21 protein-coding genes and 8 tRNA genes are annotated in these 17,877 nt (G+C 37.2%); 2 read left to right on the plus strand and 27 right to left on the minus strand.

Features of this window, described 5'->3' with window-relative positions; translation table 11 throughout:
* Positions 1 to 33: 33 nt before the first annotated feature.
* From HNQ80_RS10270 to HNQ80_RS10345, 16 genes are all read right to left on the minus strand, one after another.
* Positions 34 to 633 carry a stage V sporulation protein AE gene (locus HNQ80_RS10270; protein ID WP_184310561.1) on the minus strand — a complete coding sequence of 200 codons (600 nt, stop codon included), beginning with the start codon at positions 631 to 633 and terminating at the stop codon, positions 34 to 36.
* Positions 634 to 654: 21 nt separating this feature from the next.
* On the minus strand, positions 655 to 1,011 hold the full coding sequence (gene spoVAE, locus HNQ80_RS10275) for a stage V sporulation protein AE (protein ID WP_184310562.1): 357 nt from the start codon (positions 1,009 to 1,011) through the stop codon (positions 655 to 657).
* 10 nt (positions 1,012 to 1,021) lie between these two features.
* Entirely contained in the window at positions 1,022 to 2,044 is a 1,023-nt protein-coding gene (gene spoVAD, locus HNQ80_RS10280) for a stage V sporulation protein AD (protein ID WP_184310563.1), read from the minus strand.
* A gap of 13 nt (positions 2,045 to 2,057) precedes the next feature.
* Complete coding sequence (gene spoVAC, locus HNQ80_RS10285; RefSeq protein ID WP_184310564.1) at positions 2,058 to 2,519, minus strand: stage V sporulation protein AC; 462 nt, start codon at positions 2,517 to 2,519, stop codon at positions 2,058 to 2,060.
* A 33-nt stretch (positions 2,520 to 2,552) separates the two neighbouring features.
* Positions 2,553 to 2,705 (minus strand): hypothetical protein, encoded by a 153-nt coding sequence (locus tag HNQ80_RS10290; RefSeq protein ID WP_184310565.1) that lies wholly within the window; start codon positions 2,703 to 2,705, stop codon positions 2,553 to 2,555.
* Between the two features lie 12 nt (positions 2,706 to 2,717).
* A complete protein-coding gene (locus HNQ80_RS10295; RefSeq protein WP_243183117.1) occupies positions 2,718 to 3,179 on the minus strand; it encodes a stage V sporulation protein AB in 462 nt (153 codons plus the stop codon).
* Complete coding sequence (locus HNQ80_RS10300; RefSeq protein WP_184310567.1) at positions 3,151 to 3,774, minus strand: stage V sporulation protein AA; 624 nt, start codon at positions 3,772 to 3,774, stop codon at positions 3,151 to 3,153. Before HNQ80_RS10300 ends, HNQ80_RS10295 begins: the two co-directional genes overlap by 29 nt.
* 308 nt (positions 3,775 to 4,082) lie before the next feature.
* Positions 4,083 to 4,853: an RNA polymerase sporulation sigma factor SigF gene (sigF, locus tag HNQ80_RS10305; RefSeq protein ID WP_184310568.1), complete on the minus strand. Its 771-nt coding sequence runs from the start codon at positions 4,851 to 4,853 to the stop codon at positions 4,083 to 4,085.
* A gap of 18 nt (positions 4,854 to 4,871) precedes the next feature.
* Positions 4,872 to 5,282, minus strand: a complete 411-nt coding sequence (gene spoIIAB / locus HNQ80_RS10310; protein ID WP_207726958.1) for an anti-sigma F factor — start codon at positions 5,280 to 5,282, stop codon at positions 4,872 to 4,874.
* Positions 5,283 to 5,313: 31 nt separating this feature from the next.
* Entirely contained in the window at positions 5,314 to 5,649 is a 336-nt protein-coding gene (gene spoIIAA / locus HNQ80_RS10315; RefSeq protein ID WP_184310569.1) for an anti-sigma F factor antagonist, read from the minus strand.
* 257 nt (positions 5,650 to 5,906) lie between these two features.
* Positions 5,907 to 6,257: a phage holin family protein gene (locus HNQ80_RS10320; RefSeq protein ID WP_184310570.1), complete on the minus strand. Its 351-nt coding sequence runs from the start codon at positions 6,255 to 6,257 to the stop codon at positions 5,907 to 5,909.
* 35 nt (positions 6,258 to 6,292) lie between these two features.
* Entirely contained in the window at positions 6,293 to 7,468 is a 1,176-nt protein-coding gene (gene thiI / locus HNQ80_RS10325) for a tRNA uracil 4-sulfurtransferase ThiI (RefSeq protein WP_184310571.1), read from the minus strand.
* 4 nt (positions 7,469 to 7,472) lie between these two features.
* On the minus strand, positions 7,473 to 8,630 hold the full coding sequence (locus tag HNQ80_RS10330; RefSeq protein ID WP_184310572.1) for a cysteine desulfurase family protein: 1,158 nt from the start codon (positions 8,628 to 8,630) through the stop codon (positions 7,473 to 7,475).
* Positions 8,631 to 8,805: 175 nt separating this feature from the next.
* Positions 8,806 to 9,423, minus strand: a complete 618-nt coding sequence (locus HNQ80_RS10335) for a lactate utilization protein (RefSeq protein WP_184310573.1) — start codon at positions 9,421 to 9,423, stop codon at positions 8,806 to 8,808.
* A 285-nt stretch (positions 9,424 to 9,708) separates the two neighbouring features.
* Positions 9,709 to 10,560 (minus strand): sensor histidine kinase, encoded by an 852-nt coding sequence (locus HNQ80_RS10340; protein ID WP_184310574.1) that lies wholly within the window; start codon positions 10,558 to 10,560, stop codon positions 9,709 to 9,711.
* A 4-nt stretch (positions 10,561 to 10,564) separates the two neighbouring features.
* On the minus strand, positions 10,565 to 11,287 hold the full coding sequence (locus HNQ80_RS10345; RefSeq protein WP_184310575.1) for a LytR/AlgR family response regulator transcription factor: 723 nt from the start codon (positions 11,285 to 11,287) through the stop codon (positions 10,565 to 10,567).
* Positions 11,288 to 11,563: 276 nt separating this feature from the next.
* On the opposite strand from HNQ80_RS10345, the gene HNQ80_RS10350 reads away from it, so the two are divergent.
* Positions 11,564 to 12,559, plus strand: coding sequence for an asparaginase (locus HNQ80_RS10350; protein WP_184310576.1), 996 nt, complete (start codon positions 11,564 to 11,566; stop codon positions 12,557 to 12,559).
* Between the two features lie 40 nt (positions 12,560 to 12,599).
* Here HNQ80_RS10350 and HNQ80_RS10355 read toward each other — a convergent pair whose 3' ends face one another.
* The 3 genes from HNQ80_RS10355 to HNQ80_RS10365 form a co-directional block, all read right to left on the minus strand.
* Positions 12,600 to 13,658 (minus strand): HD-GYP domain-containing protein, encoded by a 1,059-nt coding sequence (locus HNQ80_RS10355; protein WP_184310577.1) that lies wholly within the window; start codon positions 13,656 to 13,658, stop codon positions 12,600 to 12,602.
* A gap of 103 nt (positions 13,659 to 13,761) precedes the next feature.
* A complete protein-coding gene (locus tag HNQ80_RS10360; protein ID WP_184310578.1) occupies positions 13,762 to 14,121 on the minus strand; it encodes a zinc ribbon domain-containing protein in 360 nt (119 codons plus the stop codon).
* Positions 14,122 to 14,241: 120 nt separating this feature from the next.
* Positions 14,242 to 15,702 (minus strand): hypothetical protein, encoded by a 1,461-nt coding sequence (locus tag HNQ80_RS10365; RefSeq protein ID WP_184310579.1) that lies wholly within the window; start codon positions 15,700 to 15,702, stop codon positions 14,242 to 14,244.
* A gap of 253 nt (positions 15,703 to 15,955) precedes the next feature.
* On the opposite strand from HNQ80_RS10365, the gene HNQ80_RS10370 reads away from it, so the two are divergent.
* Entirely contained in the window at positions 15,956 to 16,966 is a 1,011-nt protein-coding gene (locus HNQ80_RS10370) for a ribonuclease H-like domain-containing protein (protein WP_184310580.1), read from the plus strand.
* 199 nt (positions 16,967 to 17,165) lie between these two features.
* Here HNQ80_RS10370 and HNQ80_RS10375 read toward each other — a convergent pair.
* From HNQ80_RS10375 to HNQ80_RS10410, 8 genes are all read right to left on the minus strand, one after another.
* Positions 17,166 to 17,241: transfer RNA gene (locus HNQ80_RS10375), tRNA-Phe, on the minus strand.
* 5 nt (positions 17,242 to 17,246) lie between these two features.
* A tRNA-Ile gene (locus HNQ80_RS10380) sits at positions 17,247 to 17,323 on the minus strand.
* A 6-nt stretch (positions 17,324 to 17,329) separates the two neighbouring features.
* Positions 17,330 to 17,406: transfer RNA gene (locus HNQ80_RS10385), tRNA-Pro, on the minus strand.
* An 18-nt stretch (positions 17,407 to 17,424) separates the two neighbouring features.
* Positions 17,425 to 17,500, minus strand: a tRNA-Trp gene (locus tag HNQ80_RS10390).
* A 7-nt stretch (positions 17,501 to 17,507) separates the two neighbouring features.
* A tRNA-Ile gene (locus tag HNQ80_RS10395) sits at positions 17,508 to 17,584 on the minus strand.
* 7 nt (positions 17,585 to 17,591) lie between these two features.
* A tRNA-Ser gene (locus tag HNQ80_RS10400) sits at positions 17,592 to 17,683 on the minus strand.
* Positions 17,684 to 17,688: 5 nt separating this feature from the next.
* A tRNA-Ser gene (locus HNQ80_RS10405) sits at positions 17,689 to 17,777 on the minus strand.
* A 5-nt stretch (positions 17,778 to 17,782) separates the two neighbouring features.
* Positions 17,783 to 17,858 (minus strand) — tRNA-Lys (locus HNQ80_RS10410).
* Between the last annotated feature and the right edge of the window lie 19 nt (positions 17,859 to 17,877).

The following is a 17,877-nucleotide window of genomic DNA, read 5'->3' on the forward strand; positions in this document are numbered from 1 at the left end:
TTACCGCCCCAATAGAGCGGTAAGCTTTTTTCATCAACACCCTTGATCCTTTTTATCGTCTTTTTTAATTTTTTTATTACTATTTTGACTTATTAACTCTTCCATTGCTTTGGTGAGAATAGGTGCCCCTATTTCACAGTCATCTTTTCCAGCCATTTTCCCTATATCACCAATGCCGATAATCAGAGGTACTTGACATCTTTCTATAATATCCACCGTATCCCCATATAGTACATTTCCCCTCTTAGGAAATCCATCCTTGTCTACAGCGCCTTTCACAATTTTCCCGTCTCGGGAAATAGAGAAATCCACTTTAATACCATTTACACCTTGAGTATTGGAAGCGACAGCAATTACGCCTATAATATCAATATCTGGATGATTGGCTATTTCATACAATGCCCATTCTCCTTGTCCTGTCCGCGAAGATCCTTTATCATCCACCATGACGACTACAGGATCATGTTTCGCTGACTTAATCATATCTACAATCTCAATTCCTGTTACAGGCGTAGGATTTCCTCCTGAACGGGATATACACCTTCCACCAATATTGGTTACTGCAGTTTCTACTGCTCTCTGGGCTACAGAGTCACCATCCGTAACCAAAATTACTCTTCTCTTTTTTGTCATCCCTCAATTCCTCTCCGTCATTTATTTTTTCGTCTTTGGTGTAAACAATACTGACATTAAGTATCCGAAAAAGATGGCAGCAGCTACACCTCCTGCGGTTGCAGATACACCGCCGGTAAATGCACCTAAAATTCCCTTTGCCTTTGTTGCTTTAATCGCTCCTTTTGCCAATGCATAGCCGAAGCCAGGTAACGGTACGGTGGCACCTGCCCCACCGAAATCGACAATAGGCTCATATAGCCCTAGCGCAGTTAATATCACACCAGAAGTCACAAATAACACCAAAACATGGGCAGGTGTCAACTTCGTTCCATCCATCAGCAGTTGTCCAATTATACAAATGACACCACCTACAATGAAAGCTCGAATATAATCCATATGTCCCCTCCTAACCGTCAACAGTATTCGTAATCGTTACAGCATGGGCAATTCCTGGTATTGATTGTCCCTGCTGCGCACTGGTCGTCGAAAGCAACGCACCCGTAGATATAAGTAGCACACGATTTAGTTTCTTTTCTTGCATCAGCCGATAAATATAGCCACAAAAGACGGAGGCTGAACATCCACATCCACTACCACCTGCATGGGTATCCTGAGCTTGATTGTCAAAAATCATCAGGCCACAATCATTATATACCTTTGCAATATTATATCCCCGATCATATACCATTTCCTGAGTGATTTCTTTCCCAATGGCACCCAAGTCACCCGTAACGATCAAATCGTAAGTTTCTGGCGTAAATCCCGTATCTTGAAAATGAGCTGCAATCGTATCTGTTGCCGCCGGTGCCATGGCTGCACCCATGTTGTTGGCATCTTTGATACCTAAATCCACAACCTTGCCTGTAGTTACATGGGTAATTCTCGGACCTTGTCCATAGGAAGCTAATATGGCTGCCCCTGATCCTGTAACAGTCCATTGAGCTGTTAAAGGTCTTTGATTTCCTAATTCAAGCGGAAATCTAAACTGCCTTTCTGCAGCACTAAAATGACTGGATGTCACCGCTACCAAGTGCTTTGCATAGCCTCCATCAATCAACATAGACCCAAGGCTTAATGATTCGGTCATAGTTGAACATGCCCCATACAATCCGAAAAATGGTATTCCTAGATCCCTGGCAGCAAAGGTAGCAGACATAAGCTGATTTAACAAATCCCCAGAAAGCATATATTCCATGTCGGTAATATTCTTATTTGATTTTTGTATTGCCAATTTTACCGTCTCTCGTAACATTTTGCTCTCGGCCAGTTCCCAACTATTTTCTCCATAGAGATCATCGGATAAAACGGTATCAAAGTAGCTATTCAATGGACCTTGACCTTCCTTTGGCCCTACTGTCGTTGCTGTCCCAATAATCACAGGAGGATGGTCAAATTTTACCGTTTGTTTGCCCAGTTTTTTTGAAGCCAATTTGTACAACCTCCTATCTTCCTAAAAAATAATATAACAATCCCACAATGATCGATGAGCCGAATCCATAGACAAGTACAGGTCCTGCTAATAAAAACATCTTAGCTGCAACACCAAAAACAAAACCCTCTCTCTTGAATTCCATTGCAGGCGATACAATAGAATTGGCAAAACCAGTAATTGGCACAATAGAGCCAGCACCTGCTCGTTTTCCTAATTGGTCATAAACACCCAAGCCAGTAAAAAAAGCGCCTAAGAAAACCAATACCATTGGTACTGCTGTAGCAACGTCTTCTTTACTCAACCCCATCCCCTTAAACACATTTCCTAAAAATTGCCCAAAGACACAGATTAATCCTCCCACGATAAAAGCCCAAATACAATTTTTTACATAGCTTGGTTTAGGTATCTTTTGTTGGACATATTCATTATATTCTTGCTGTTTGTTGATACTCTGAAGCTTTTTATTTTGCATCATCGCACCTCTTCTCCAATGTATAGCGATTTATTATCTCATTTGATCAATAGATGCTTTTTCATCACCATTTAAAATATCTTTGCCGATTTGTACTGATTCAAATTCATGTCGTTTCTTTATTTCCTTCAAATCATTCCACGGTAAAACTAATTTATTGGTGATATCTTGATAGTTCTTATCCATTCCTTTTCACTCCTATTTATTAATACATAACCAATAAATTAATGATCCTATCACTTTGCCAGTCACCAATGCTCCAAGAACATATCCTATATAGTCATGGAGACGAAATCGATTTACAATTACTGGAATCACATTGGTTACTTCTGTTAGCGCGGATGCCAATAATCCTACAAAAACGCCCATCAGAAGTCCTATCACCACCAAAATTGTCTTCCCAAAATTTAACGAAGTATTGGAAAACCATGCAAAAGAAATAATCGTTCCTGATGAAATGATAACAATTTCATAAAATCGAATCCAGTTTTCTGTATCTGTTAGTTGAGCCAATCTAGGTACAATATCTAGCAATGTAATAAAAGCGACCACCGCGCTTCCCACCACAATACCTTCAGCCAATCCAACAAAGGCAGCCACAAATTTAAGCATTGCCATCATCTCCAGCCTATCATTTACTTTCCTCAGTATTTTTCTCATTGTCTAAGAGGTATTCATCCATATTTTGTTTATACAAATACATTTCTACCTCCATAGGACTTGGTTCGTTGCTGTGTTTGGGAAAAAAATGATTAAAAAATAGCGCCATTCCTAATCCAATGCCGAAAGAGTAGGGTATCTGAAGAATTAATGGCCTGCTCTCATCATTACCCGTAATCAATCTATATAAGACTTTATGAGCTTCACCCATATTTACATCTGCATGGAAATTCATGATCGCTAATCCTGTCCCTACAAAAAGAGTTGCAGCTACTATTCCTAATTTTAAATACGTAGTGAATTTTTTACCTTTTTCTAAATCATTCTCTATTTTTACCAATAACTCAGATTCTCCTACAGGGATAATGGATAGGTCAGGATGGGATTCCCTTATCTTCTCTACGACTGTCAGAATGGAAACAACAATATACATTTTTCCCATATCTTTTTTACTCAAGACCTCAAGATTTAGTAACTCTTCCTTGACCTCTTTATCCGTCAAAATGATTGCTATATCCTTAATCTTTAAGCCGGAAGGATTACTTATTATCAAATTGTCCTTTAATTGAATATAGACCTCCTTTTGTGAAATCATTTTCTCACAACCTTTGCTTTGTAGTGTTCTCTTGCATGTAGACTAGCTTTGCCCTTGAAAATTTATTGGTATTGGATTTATTATTTATGATGCACAAGGTTGCAAAAGAAATGATTATGACAAACATCATGATCCATAGGAATTTGCGGTATTTGATCTTCATGATCATCACTCCATTCTATCTATGAACATAGTATTCTCCATAATCCACAGGATAATTCTCTCATTTTCATGCAGTTCATTTTAATAAAAAAGTCTTTTCCAAAGATTTATGAAGAAAGACTTTTAAAAAAATAAAGGCATATGTTTTATGCCTTTATCAATAATTCTTTTAATTGTTGTAAAACCTTTTTCTCAATTCTAGAAACTTGAACCTGTGATATTCCAATAACTTCTGCGATCTCTGTCTGGGTTTTGTCCTTAAAATATCTCAATATTATGATCTGCCTTTCCCTTGGCTTTAGTTTGGACAATACCTCCTGCAGCGCCAATCGATCTACAACTTCTGTGTCATCCTCAGCGCTGGTTTCACTGATTTTATCTATCAAATGGACGGGAGATCCATCATCTTGATGTATAACATCGTATAGATAATCTGGCTGAATGTTAGAATCTAAAGCCATGACGATATCTTCTTTTGGAATTTCGGTTTCATCTTCCAACTCTTGCAGCGTTGGCTCCCTACCTAATCTTTGAAATAAGATTTCCTTTGCATTCTTTATCTTCCCCGCAGCCTGCTTTAGAGATCTACTTACCTTAATAATCCCATCATCCCTTAAAAATCTTTTGATTTCCCCGATAATCATCGGCACTGCATAGGTTGAAAATCTTACATCATAGCTTAAATCAAACTTCTCAATAGCCTTTACGAGCCCTATGCAACCAAGTTGAAATAAATCCTCTCTTTCGTAGCCTCTATTGGTAAATCTTTTCAAGACACTTCTTACCAATCCAAGATTATGATTTACAAGGATGCTTTGGGCTACTTTATCCCCTGTCTGGGCCCTTTGAATCAATATGATGGTCTCCTCATGACTTAATATTTCATTGTTGTCTTCTGAGAATGCAGTCATAGTCATATCATCTACCCCTTATTTCTACCGACTTTCAAAGCGTTTAACCATTCTTATTTTTGTTCCTACACCTTTTAGTGATTGAACTTCTACTTCATCCATAAAGGTTTCCATGACTGTAAATCCCATCCCAGATCTCTCCAGATCGGGCTTTGAAGTAAATAGAGGCTGTCTTGCTTCCTCTACATCATCTATGCCTCTTCCATGATCAATGATCATAATTTCAATTTCATTTTCTTGAATAGAACACTCAATAATGACATTTCCTATCTTATCTTCGTAGCCATGAATGATAGCATTGGTAACAGCCTCTGAAACAGCTGTCTTTACATCTGCCAGTTCTTCAATAGTAGGATCTAATTGAGAAGCAAACGAAGCCACAACGACCCTTGCAAAGGCTTCATTTTGTGATTTGCTAAGAAATTCTAATCTCATATGATTCTGTATGGACAAATGACTCACCCCTTTATAAGCTGTCAACAGCTTGGTTTTTGTTTTCAAATCTTTTTACGATATTAAACAAACCCGACATTTTAAATATCCGCTCAACGCGACTATTGATATTTATTACTGCTACTTCTCCCCCCATTTTACTCACCTTCTTGTATCTTCCGATAACAACGCCAATACCTGAGCTATCCATAAAGTTCATACCTGATAAGTCGAAAATGATATTTTTCACACTGTAATGATCTATTTCTCTGTCAATCTCATCCCGAATCTCTTCCGCTGTATGATGATCTAACTCACCATCTAGCTTAATAACTAAATTTTTATTGATATTTTCAAAGCTAAGACGCAATTCGACCCCTCCTTTGCTTAATCTTATGTATCTTTTTTTAGCACCTATTATTTATTCTTTAATACAATGTTTTTTCCTTCGTTGAAAAATAGCTAGTTTTGTAAGATGCACTGACTTTTTTTATCATAAAATGGAAATTTATGACGCCTCTCCAACTCCAACTGTATATGATTCCCCAACATATGAATAATATTCCTCTTATTAAAAAAATTAATAAAATGTAAAGAAAAAAGAGAGACTTTTGTCTCTCTGCGATCTCAATCTTTTTTAACTCCAAGAATACCACTTAAGAGCATATGAACAATACTCAAGACAATGGAGGCTAATATTGCCGTTGTCAATCCATCAATCATAAACCCACCAACAAAACCCGCTGTCATCTTCAAAACAATACCATTGATTACCAAAGTAAATAATCCTAATGTAAGAATATTAATTGGTAATGTGAATACAATGATAATCGGTTTAACAATCATATTGGCAATTCCAAGAATCACTGCTGCTATCATAGCTGCAGCAAAACCAGTAATGTAGATGTTTTCAAAAAGGGCAGCAGTGATATATATGGATGCAGCACTGGCAATCCATCTTAACAAAAACTTTGTCATAGCAAATTCCCCCTTTACGCCATTCATATTTTGTATTATTCTTCCGCTGATATTTTTATTACTTCCATATCTGCAATGGCTTTCTCTATCAAATTCTCTACTTCTAGTTTATTCTCAGATCCTTTAATTCTTTCCACTTTTGGCTTCGTTACAGGTCTTTTCGGTAAAAATACTGTACAGCAATCCTCATAAGGCAGTATAGATGTTTCAAAGGTACCGATCTTCTTTGCTATTTCAACGATGTCTACCTTATCTAGGGCAATTAATGGACGGAATACAGGCAGGGTAACTGCATCATTGGTTACTGTTAACCCCTCTATGGTCTGACTGGCAACTTGCCCGATGCTTTCACCAGTAATTAATGCATGGCATCCGTTATTTTTTGCAATTTGTTCAGCAATTTTCATCATAAATCTTCTTGAGAGTATTGTCATTTCTTCTTCTGGACATTTTTCATTGATTTCCTTTTGAATAGGTAATAGGTTCACAGAGTGGAGGCGAATGGTACCACAATAGGTAGCAAGAATTTTTGCTAAATCTATCACCTTCTCCTTAGCGCGATCGCTAGTGAAAGGATAGCTGTGGTAATGTACTGCCTCTATTTCTACACCTCGTTTGGCCATCATCCATCCGGCCACAGGACTATCAATGCCACCTGAAAGAAGAAGCACCCCCTTGCCATTGGTTCCTAATGGCAGACCACCGAATCCTGGAATTTTATCAGAATAAATATATGCTTTATCTCGAACATCTATATGAATAGATAGTTCAGGTTCATGCACATCTACTTTTAAGCCCTTTATACCCTGTAATATAAATCCTCCTACTTCTCTACATATCTCAGGAGAGCTGAGGGGGAAATTCTTGTCTCCTCTGCGACTTTCTACTTTAAAGGTTTTAAACTGTTTTTCCTCAACTCTTTCTAACGCATGTTTTAAAGCGGTTTCCTTAATAACATCCAAATCAGCCTCTACCTTCCAGGCAGGACTGACAGATACAATACCAAATACCTTTACAACCCGAGCAATTATCTCTTCTTCATCTTGCCCGTTTAATTCAACAAAAACCAATCCGTTTGATTTATATACCCTTGTACTTCCTAAGTCCTTAATATTAGCTTGTATATGTTTCACAAGTTTCTGCTCAAAATAAGATTTATTCAAGCCTTTTAGCGCAATTTCACCATATCTCACAATCAATGCTCTTTTCATAGGATCACCTCATCATAATCTTTCTTAATTCTTCAACATGCTTCTTCAATCGGTCAACGGCATAGTCAATCTCTTCTGCAGTGTTATTATAGGAGAAACTAAATCGTATAGCCCCTTCAATCTCGTCGTCTTTCAATTTCATGGCCTTCAATACGTGACTCTGACTGCTTTTCTTAGATGAGCAGGCAGAACCCGTTGAAACATATATTCTATCCTGCTCCAGGCTGTGAAGCAAAACCTCCCCTCGAATACCCGGAAAGCTTATATTCAAAATATGAGGCGCTCCATCATTTCCTTCTAAACCATTTATCTTTATATTAGGAATTTCATTTTTTATTCGTCTCAAGAACCTATCTTTTAACATGAGCAGTTGTTCATGATGCGTATTTGTACCTTCCCACATCTTTTCTGCTGCAACACCAAGGCCTAGAATGCCTGGTACATTTTCCGTACCAGACCGAATCCCAGTTTCTTGGTTTCCTCCCAAGAAAATTGGAGATACTTTTACTCCCTTTCGCACAAAAATAGCGCCAATTCCTTTAGGACCGTGAATCTTGTGTCCACTAATAGATAGCATGTCGATATTTAGCTTGCCCAAATTCAGTTTTACTTTTCCAAATGACTGGATTGCATCTACATGAAAAAAAGGTTTTGATTTTAAGCGCTGTAGTAGCTTACTGATCTCTTCAATAGGTTGAATGGTACCCACTTCATTGTTTACATGCATGAGACTTATCAGCAGAGTATTATCTGTTATTGCCTCCTGTAGCTGATTTATGTCTATCTTTCCCCATTCGTCCACATCTAAATATATAACTTCAAGTCCCCTCGTTTCTAAACTTTTAAAAACATTTAGAACAGAGGGATGTTCTATTTTGCTAGTGATAATTCTGTTTCCCTTTCTTCTATTTCCCTCAATGATGCCAAGAATGGCTATATTGTTGGACTCTGTTCCCCCAGAGGTAAAAATAATTTCTTCATCCTTCACGCCTAAAGACCTTGCAACCTGCTTTCTAGCCGCTTTGATTAACTTTTCAACCTCCACTCCTTTTCGATGCAACGAAGAAGGATTCCCATAATGTTCTCTTAAAGCTTTTATCATCATTTCAATAACTTCTTCAGATGGTTTTGTTGTTGCACTATTGTCTAAATATACTTCCACAATTAATCTCTCCCATATAACAAATTTCCCTATATCTTTCCATATTGTATCTGAATCTAAACCCTTTGTAAAGCCGTTCTCTAGATAAACTTATTATTACCTATTGTCAAGGGAAACCATTCTACAATATAAAATTAGAAAAAAACAATGCACCCTAAAAGTGCATTGTTTTTTGTTAGTAGCCTAGTTCTTCCCCAATGATAATTACTTCCATTTCCCCGATACATCCAGGTTTTTTATGAATAATGGTTGTGACATTACAAATACGCTCTGGTGAATTGCAATCTCGGCATTCGTCAGTCATAACACATGGAGTCTTTCGATTCAATCTTTTGGCATTGGGAGGTGAAGCATCTTTTCTTAACCGGTCCATTGCTTCAAAAGAGTCATTACATATTTTATTAATACCACCTATAATCATTACCTTTTTTGGGCCATAGATCATGGCTGAAACCCTATTACCATTTCCGTCCACATTTACAACTTCACCTTGAAGGGTTATAGCGTTGGCACTGGTTAAATACACATCAGCACAATTGGCCCTGTCAATAGCTGTGTTTCTTTCTTCAGGTGTGTTTACAAGCCAATGCCAGTAAATTTGGTTTCCAGCATCTCGTATGGATTCATGGAGCTTCATATCCATGATTGTCATAGATCCACCAATCCCAACGTCCTTTCCACTTCCGATAGTATCTACTATGTAATTTTTTGCTTCAGCCGTTGTATCAAAATAACTCGCTTTCATCCCATTTTGTTGTAAATTTCCCATTAACTGTTCAATCTTCTCTCTCATATTCCCGTCCCTCCATTCTCATGCTCAACTAAAATATAATACAATTATAATATAAAATCAAGCAGGAATCATAAAATATAATATAATCCTTCTTTTGTACAAAAAAATTTATAGTGTTTTTTTTTGAAAAAAGCATTGCTAATTTTGTCGTATTTTGTTATAATTTGTTTAGTGGTTATCCCCCTGGTAACCTCGATAATATAATCTCTATTCCCAATACCCCTTTTGAACGTAAACCAACAAAAGCACCAGTCCCCGAGGACTGGTGCTTTTGTCTTAATATTCTTAGAACTTATAGAATTCAACAGTAAATATCGTCCCATTGTTGTTGCTGTTTACTTCAATTTTCCCATCATTCTCCTCAATGTACTTTTTACAGATACTTAATCCTAATCCTTGACCCTTCTCTCCCTTTGTTGTGAAGCCTGCGAGAAAAATCTTTTCCATATTCTCTTGGAGTATTGGTGCGCCTGTATTTTTAATATAAAAAAGATATTTAAACTTTGTTTCCTTCAACTCTACTACAATTTTCCTATTTTCTTTATCTCCTTCCATGCATGCATCGATGGCATTATCAATAATATTTCCAAGAATACTAATAAGCTTCCATGATTCAATCTTTATATCCTTTAAGTTCGCTTCATTAATCATCTCAATAGCTATGCCTTTGATTTTTGCCATACTAAACTTAGATTGGAGCAGTGCATCTACCTCCAATAAGCCTGTATTTACCTTCATATTGGCATCATAGACCTCCTGGTAAATTCTTTCCACATAGTTTTTCAGCGCTTTAGATTCTTCCGTTTCTGCTAAATGATGAATCACATGAAGATGATTTAAAAAATCATGCCGCTGGCTCCGCTGCAAATTATTTAATGCATATATGTTTTTCAAATTGATTTGCTGTATTTCATATTCCTTCTCGATCTTAAACACTTCAAATATTCTTCGGTTCATATATATCCCAAGGATACTCAATAAAATAATCAATATTCCTAATGCCATATTCATTTGATACTCCACCACTGGTGTAAACTTTTCTCTACCAATAACAAAATTATAGTAGATAAAAATACCTAGCAACAGGAGTTGGGAAACATCATAGGCAATTACTGCAATTAAATTCTTATTTCTCATCATTTCACCTTTTACTCATATTTTCTGCCCGCTCCACCATTTCTTCCAGTAAATCCTTGGCAACACAGGCAGTCTGCTCTATAGCATCAAAATATATGCTATAGGAGGTTCTGGTCAGTGGTTTCACGCTACGAATTCTATCTAAATTTACAATGAAGGACTTATGCGTTCTCATAAATCGCTGGTCCAGCTGATCATTGATTTCATTCAAAGTTTCATTACATTCTATTTCTTCATATTCTGTAAAGATATAAATCTTTCGATTTCTAGATTCGATGAAAAGGATATCTCCCAATTTGATATACCGCTTGTTTCTATTACTGAGAATGCCCAATAGTTTCTCTTCATCACCCTTTTCCTTCTTTATTAAACTTCTGACCCTCTCTAATGTTTGCATAATTCTCTCACGACTATAGGGCTTTTGAATATAGTCTGTAGCATAGACATCAAAGGCCTCTCCCGTATAATCCCTATATCCAGTAGCAAAAACCAAGTGTACCTCTGGGTCTCTTTTTCGAATTTCCTTAGCCGCTTCAATACCATTGATTCCCGGGATTTCTATATCAATAAAGATTACATCTGGGTTTAATTCCAGAGAATAATCTAATAGCTCTAAGCCATTTTTTGCTTCTCCAACAATTTTCACATAGGGAACTTCATTTAATATTTGTTTCATAATCTCACGCATTTCCAATTGGTCATCTACAATTAGCGTTCTCAAAATCATTCCCAACACCCCTCTGCTATGTATATTCTACCATCAATTTCCAAATACTTGCAATAGATTTGATCTATCTTCTCAGCATGAGCATACTACAAATAATTATACCAAAAGATAAGGTTTAAAGCTAAATCTCCAAATAAAAATAAGAAATCTCTCCATTTAAATTTTTTAATTTATTTTTCATACGGGCATATTCTGTTATGATAATAGAGATTGACAATCAAGTTTTTTGCATATATTCTTTAATTATGTTGAGTATATAAACTAGGAGGTAACCACATGGCGAATGAAAATAAAGTAGCTGTTGTATTTACGGGCGGCACCATCTCTATGAAAATTGACCCAAGAATTGCTGCAGCAATCCCTGCTTTATCCAGTGAAGAAATCATGTCCATGGTCACCAATATTGACAAAGTGGCTGATATTGAAATTGTCGATTTTGATAAGATTCCTGGACCTCATATGACGCCTCAGCGGATGATGGATTTAGCAAAAACAATAAAAAACCTAGTAGCACGAGAGGATATTACTGGCGTAGTTATCACTCATGGTACTGATTCCCTAGAAGAAACCGCTTTCCTTCTAGATTTAAATATCAATACCCCAAAACCTGTTGTGGTAGTTGGAGCCATGAGAAGTAGTTCTGAATTAGGTTATGATGGCCCTAGCAATCTCTCAGCCGCCATATGTACAGCTATTTCTGAACAAGCCAAGGGAAAAGGTGTACTGGTAGTCATGAATACGGAAGTGAATGCTGCCAGTGAAGTTACCAAGACTCATACCTTAAGTTTAGATACTTTTAAATCCCTTGAATTCGGCCCTTTGGGTGTTGTAGATAGTGATGAAGTTATTTTTTATCGAGATATTACAAAGCATCATCATATTATAACTGATTCTATCGAAAGCAAGGTTGACCTGATCAAGTGCGCTGTAGGCATGGATGATCGATTGATTAGATTTTGTGTGGATTCAGGTGCTAAGGGTCTGGTAATAGAAGCTATGGGTAGGGGGAATATCCCACCCGCCATGGTATCAGGTATTGAATATGCCATCGCTGAAGATGTGGTAATAGTCATGGTTTCCCGTTGCCCTATGGGAAGAGTATTGGATACATATGGCTATGAAGGCGCTGGACGAACCTTAAGAAACCTTGGTGTAGTGTTCGGAGGTAATTTACCAGGACAAAAGGCAAGGATCAAGTTAATGTTGGCCTTAAGTGTTACAACAGATCCTAATACGATAAAGGATATGTTTGAAAAAGGCTTTTATAAATAGAATAAAAGGAGATCACCTAGGTGACCTCCTTTTATTCTATTTATGCAATAACATCCACAATTTCATAATCATGATTTTTTAGAAGGTCAACAAATTTGTCATTGATCTTCACTAGAGGTCTCGTTGGAGACTGCTTATTTACCAATACAATTTCTCCCACTTCTCCAGTATTTAGCTTTACAATATTTCCTACATAGTATTTCGATATATTCTCTAAAAAAGTATTTGCAATATATGGATCAAGGGTATCAAAACTGTTTTCAACAATATATTCTGCCACTTTAAAAGGTGACATTTTTGAACGATACGCCTTTTGTGATGTCATGGCATCAAATACATCTACCACAGCAATGATCTTAGCAAACTCATGGATTTTATTTCCTTTAATTCCTAAAGGATACCCACTACCATCCATTCGCTCATGATGCTGTAATACACCACAAAGTATATCAAAATTCATGCCTTCCGATTCCTTCAATATTTCATAGCCTAAATTAGAATGCTTTTTGACAATCTCATATTCTTCTGCTGTTAGGGTATCAGGTTTATTGATAATTTCTTCAGGTATTTTAGACTTGCCAATATCATGGAGCATGGCAGCAGTTGTTAAATTTTCAAGGTCCCTTTCGCTATAATTTAACCATTTTCCTACCATAGCAGCCAGTATACCTACATTCATAGAGTGTCTGTAGGTATAAGCATCATTTGACTCAATCTGTCTTAGTCGTCCTAAGACATTATTGCTCTTCACAACTTCTTTCATTAAGGGAAGTACAGACTTTTCTACGACCTCTCGCTCAATCTTTTTTCCTAATCCCACACTTTCATATGCAGTTTTGAACTGATCCATAGACTGGGCATATTCTTTGGTAAGCTGCCTATCAACGATGATGATTGATGGTTGAAGGGATTGATCGGACTCGACTTCGCTTATCTTCTCCATCACATATACATAGTGTAGATCCAGCTTTTTTAAATTTTCTATATGGCGATCGTTTAGCACCGTACCACTGGTCAAAAACACAATATCATATTTCCCCATAATGTCTTCAGCTAGAATCATACCTTCTTCTAATTGGCTAGTCCGAACTAATTTCAACCTAGTCACCTTCCCGTCAAAGAAATAATTGCTTGAAAATAAAATATGCTATATGTCAATATTCTACAAAAAAACCTAAATTCCTTCGTGCTCCTTTGAAAATTCAAACAACCTTACTGCCACAGCTCGGACAGAAATTTAGATATTCCCTAATTTCAATATTGCAGTGAGGACACAGCCTTACTCCCCTAATCTCATTGACTTCTTGGGTTAACTGTTGAATCTTATAGTACATTTGCTCAATCTCGCTGCACTTTTCTCTCATCTCAGCTGTTCCTGTTTCCTTTCCCAAATAACTTCTATAGACCATCTCGCCAATAAATAACTTTGCTTCCTCGATTTCATCCTCCAAATGTTTAATTTCCATTTTTAACTCTGTGAGTTCCAGGAGTTCATCTGTTTTTTTAGATAAAACCTTTGTTCCTTCCGAAACCTTACTGACTAACTTTTCCATAAAGTCCACTTTCCATCCCTCCTTTTTACCTATTATATTCAAATAACTTTCAAAAGTTTGTTTTCAGTACGGAAATCATAAAAAAGCAGCTTCCATCACAAGAAGCTGCTAACATGCACTATCCATTATTTATTCTATGTTTTTAGTTTCTTCTCCGTTCATTGTCATTATCTTATAAATTCGTTCCACAGTCCAAGCCTTTTCTGCATCGGTTGTGTTAAATTCTAAGGCACTTTTCATGTAATCAAAAAATTCTTCTGGTGATGAAAAGGGAATTGGTAAAACAGATAACAGTTTTCTCATTTTGCTCCTTCTTAAATCTGTAGTCATCTTTAGCAGTGATTCTTCCAAGTGTCGAATGAACAACTGAATAGAATTGTCTTGGGTATTCACTTCTACAGGCGTCAAGAAAATATCATCATAGGATTCATGCTCGTAATCATTGGTTACCGCCACAATTTTTTGAGACAAGGTAATATATTCTTCCATTCCATGGTTTAAACCGTCTGGTAGTTTATCCATACACAGATTAAATAACTCCCCTAAATCATTCGCCTGCTGATATAGTTCCTTTCCTCTCTCCCTGCAAATCTCATATAATTCTTCCAATCCCTTAGAAGTAGTCTCATTCTTTTCTTTCTCCACAAGCCATTTTAACTCGGTGAAACGTTTATAAATATCAGGAATCACCACATCCCCTTCTAATACCCTCTCAAAGTCCTTAAATTCCATCATGTGCATCACTAATATCCGATTTGCTATGGAAACATAAGATTGAAATGTCTGGATTAATCTTGATAAATTGTTTAACATGAGTTCTACTTCCCGTCGAACAGAGCTTAAGTCTTCTATAGAAGATTTTCTAAAATCTATAGTTTTAAAAGCTTCAATCTTCTCATGAAATTTGTTGAATTCCTTTCCATATAACCAGTAGTTGCTGCCATCAAACAGCTCTCTATATCTCTGTAGAATATTTGCCCATCCATTGGTTGGAGAGTCTTTCTTGACCCGTTCTAGTATTTCCCCAACCCGTCCTAGAAAATACTGCTTTGTCAAACGGAATGGCAGGATCGAAAGAATGTAGCTCATCTTATGTGGTACCTTCTGCGCATCCATTGCCAAGTATTTGGCTACATCTTGATAAAACGTAGTTAATTGAACACTTTTTTCGCCAGCTTCTTCCAGCCCTTTAGCCCCTAACTTTTCTGAAACAATTTCATATATGTAACTGGACTCTGTATAATAGGCAGACAATACTCGAATATGCTGAATGATTTCCTGTCTCCATTCTTTTATGTCCGTAATCCTTTCTTGAAAATTCCCTAATATACTTGGTAATTCCCCCACATAAGACATTAATTTTTTATATATTGTCTCTACTTTTTCATCAATAGGGAATCCATTCTGTAATGCATGGTAGTATTGCCCCATGTCAAGGGCAGCCTCTTGAAAAAGCTCCACATAAGAGATTGTTCCAACATTAATAATTTGCTTTTTAAATATATCTTCTGCAATCAAGAATATGCGATCATTTTCTTGTGTATCTATATTTTTCAATTGCTCTTTGATTTTTAATAATTCTTTATCCATTAGAATAACAAATCCTCCTCATCTGCTCTCAACCTATATTTTCGTTGGCAAAGCAACATTAACATTATATCATAGGCAATAGGCAGAAATCTAATCTTCTTAATATCTAGGAAATTATGTTTTTTGATTTCCTAGCGAAAGCAAATTCTCGATAGGCAACTTTGTTCCAAATCTTTGACTTAGGGTCTTCCCCATTTATTCTTTCTATTGTAATATGAATACATACGCTATTAAATATATTTGAGGTGATTCTTTGGAAATTATTAACTATCCCCTTCATGAGAGATTATCCCTTCCCGATAACTATTTATCTTTATATAAGGATCTCTCCTTTGCTATTTTTGACATAGAAACCACCGGGCTCAGTCCAGAATATAACCAGGTAATTTTGGTGGGTATTCTCTATGTGGAGAATGAAAGAATGATGATTCAACAATTTTTCTGTCATCACCGCCGAGAGGAAAAAGTACTGTTAGAAGCTTTCAGTGAAAAGATAAAGGCATTTGATTTTTTAATCAGTTATAATGGAGACAGCTTTGATATACCTTTTCTCAACAAGCGCCTTGGAAAACATCATATTCCCTTTCGAGTCGATACGCACAAAAGCTTTGACATACTCAAGTTCGTTCGAAGAAAAAGGGAACTATTAAATCTACAAGACTGTAAGCTTAAATCTGTAGAAAAAAGCTTAAATATCTTACGAACAGATACCATTAGCGGGAAAGAGAGCGTCGAACTTTATCAGCTATATGAAAACTACCCAGAAAATCATTTGAAAGAAAAGATACTACTTCACAACTATGATGATCTCTACTATTTTAGCAAGTGTCTATGTATCCTCGATCAAGTAACCTTTAGTGATTTTTTATCTTCTGCGCCACTCTTAGTCCCTATAGCGAGCAACCATGTATGCTATATAGATAAACTATCCATCAAGGGTAATACGCTAAATTGCTTTGGATTTTATCCCTTTGCTGCTTCTGTCAATGATCATCTACAATATGAACTGGGTTATAGATTTGCCTATCAACAATGCAACAATAGCTTTGAACTTCAAATTCCTATGCGTAAAGGTAATCTTTCATCAGGCGAACCATGTCTATATATAAATCTTAATGACTTTTCTTTCCACTATGAAAGTATTAACAAACTATTCAATACTCCTGATCATTTGGTCGTTTTAAAAATGGGAAAACAAGAACAAAACAGAGAAATCTTTGATTTTCTTTCTGTTCTTCTGAAGCACCTTCTCTATAACCTTTAAACGCATAAAAAAAACACACTACGTGTGCTTCGCTAGGGGAACTAGGTTCCCCTTCGACGGCTGCAAAGCAGCTTCCTGAGGACCCCTCTGACTGCGGCATGGGAATACTTCCCCTGCACTCCTGCTTTTTTTATAGTATAAGAAAGTATACTTTCTTATACTATAAAAAAAAGTACATCTTAAGATGTACTTTTTTAAATGGTGCCCAGAGCCGGAATCGAACCAGCGACACGAGGATTTTCAGTCCTCTGCTCTACCGACTGAGCTATCTGGGCATAAATGGTGGGCTTAGGAGGACTCGAACCTCCGACCTCACGCTTATCAGGCGTGCGCTCTAACCACCTGAGCTATAAGCCCTTAACATGGTCGGGGTGGCAGGATTTGAACCCGCGGCCCTCTGGTCCCAAACCAGATGCGCTACCAAACTGCGCTACACCCCGATATGATAAATGAAATTTTGGCAGGGGTAGCAGGACTTGAACCCACGACACGTGGTTTTGGAGACCACTGTTCTACCAACTGAACTATACCCCTGTGAAAATGGTGGGCCTTCAGGGACTCGAACCCCGGACCTACCGGTTATGAGCCGGACGCTCTAACCAACTGAGCTAAAAGCCCCCATATATGGCGGAGAAGGAGGGATTCGAACCCTCGCACCAGTTACCCGGCCTAACGGTTTAGCAAACCGTCCTCTTCAGCCTACTTGAGTACTTCTCCATATTTGGCGGAGGGGGTGGGATTCGAACCCACGGCCCCTTTCGAAGTCACTGGTTTTCAAGACCAGCTCCTTAAACCGCTCGGACACCCCTCCGTACTTGGTGACCCATCCGCGGCTCGAACGCGGGACACCTTGATTAAAAGTCAAGTGCTCTACCTGCTGAGCTAATGGGTCATAACATTTTTAAAAAAGA

It is taken from the genome of Anaerosolibacter carboniphilus, from assembly GCF_014205875.1.
Lineage (GTDB): Bacteria > Bacillota > Clostridia > Peptostreptococcales > Thermotaleaceae > Anaerosolibacter > Anaerosolibacter carboniphilus.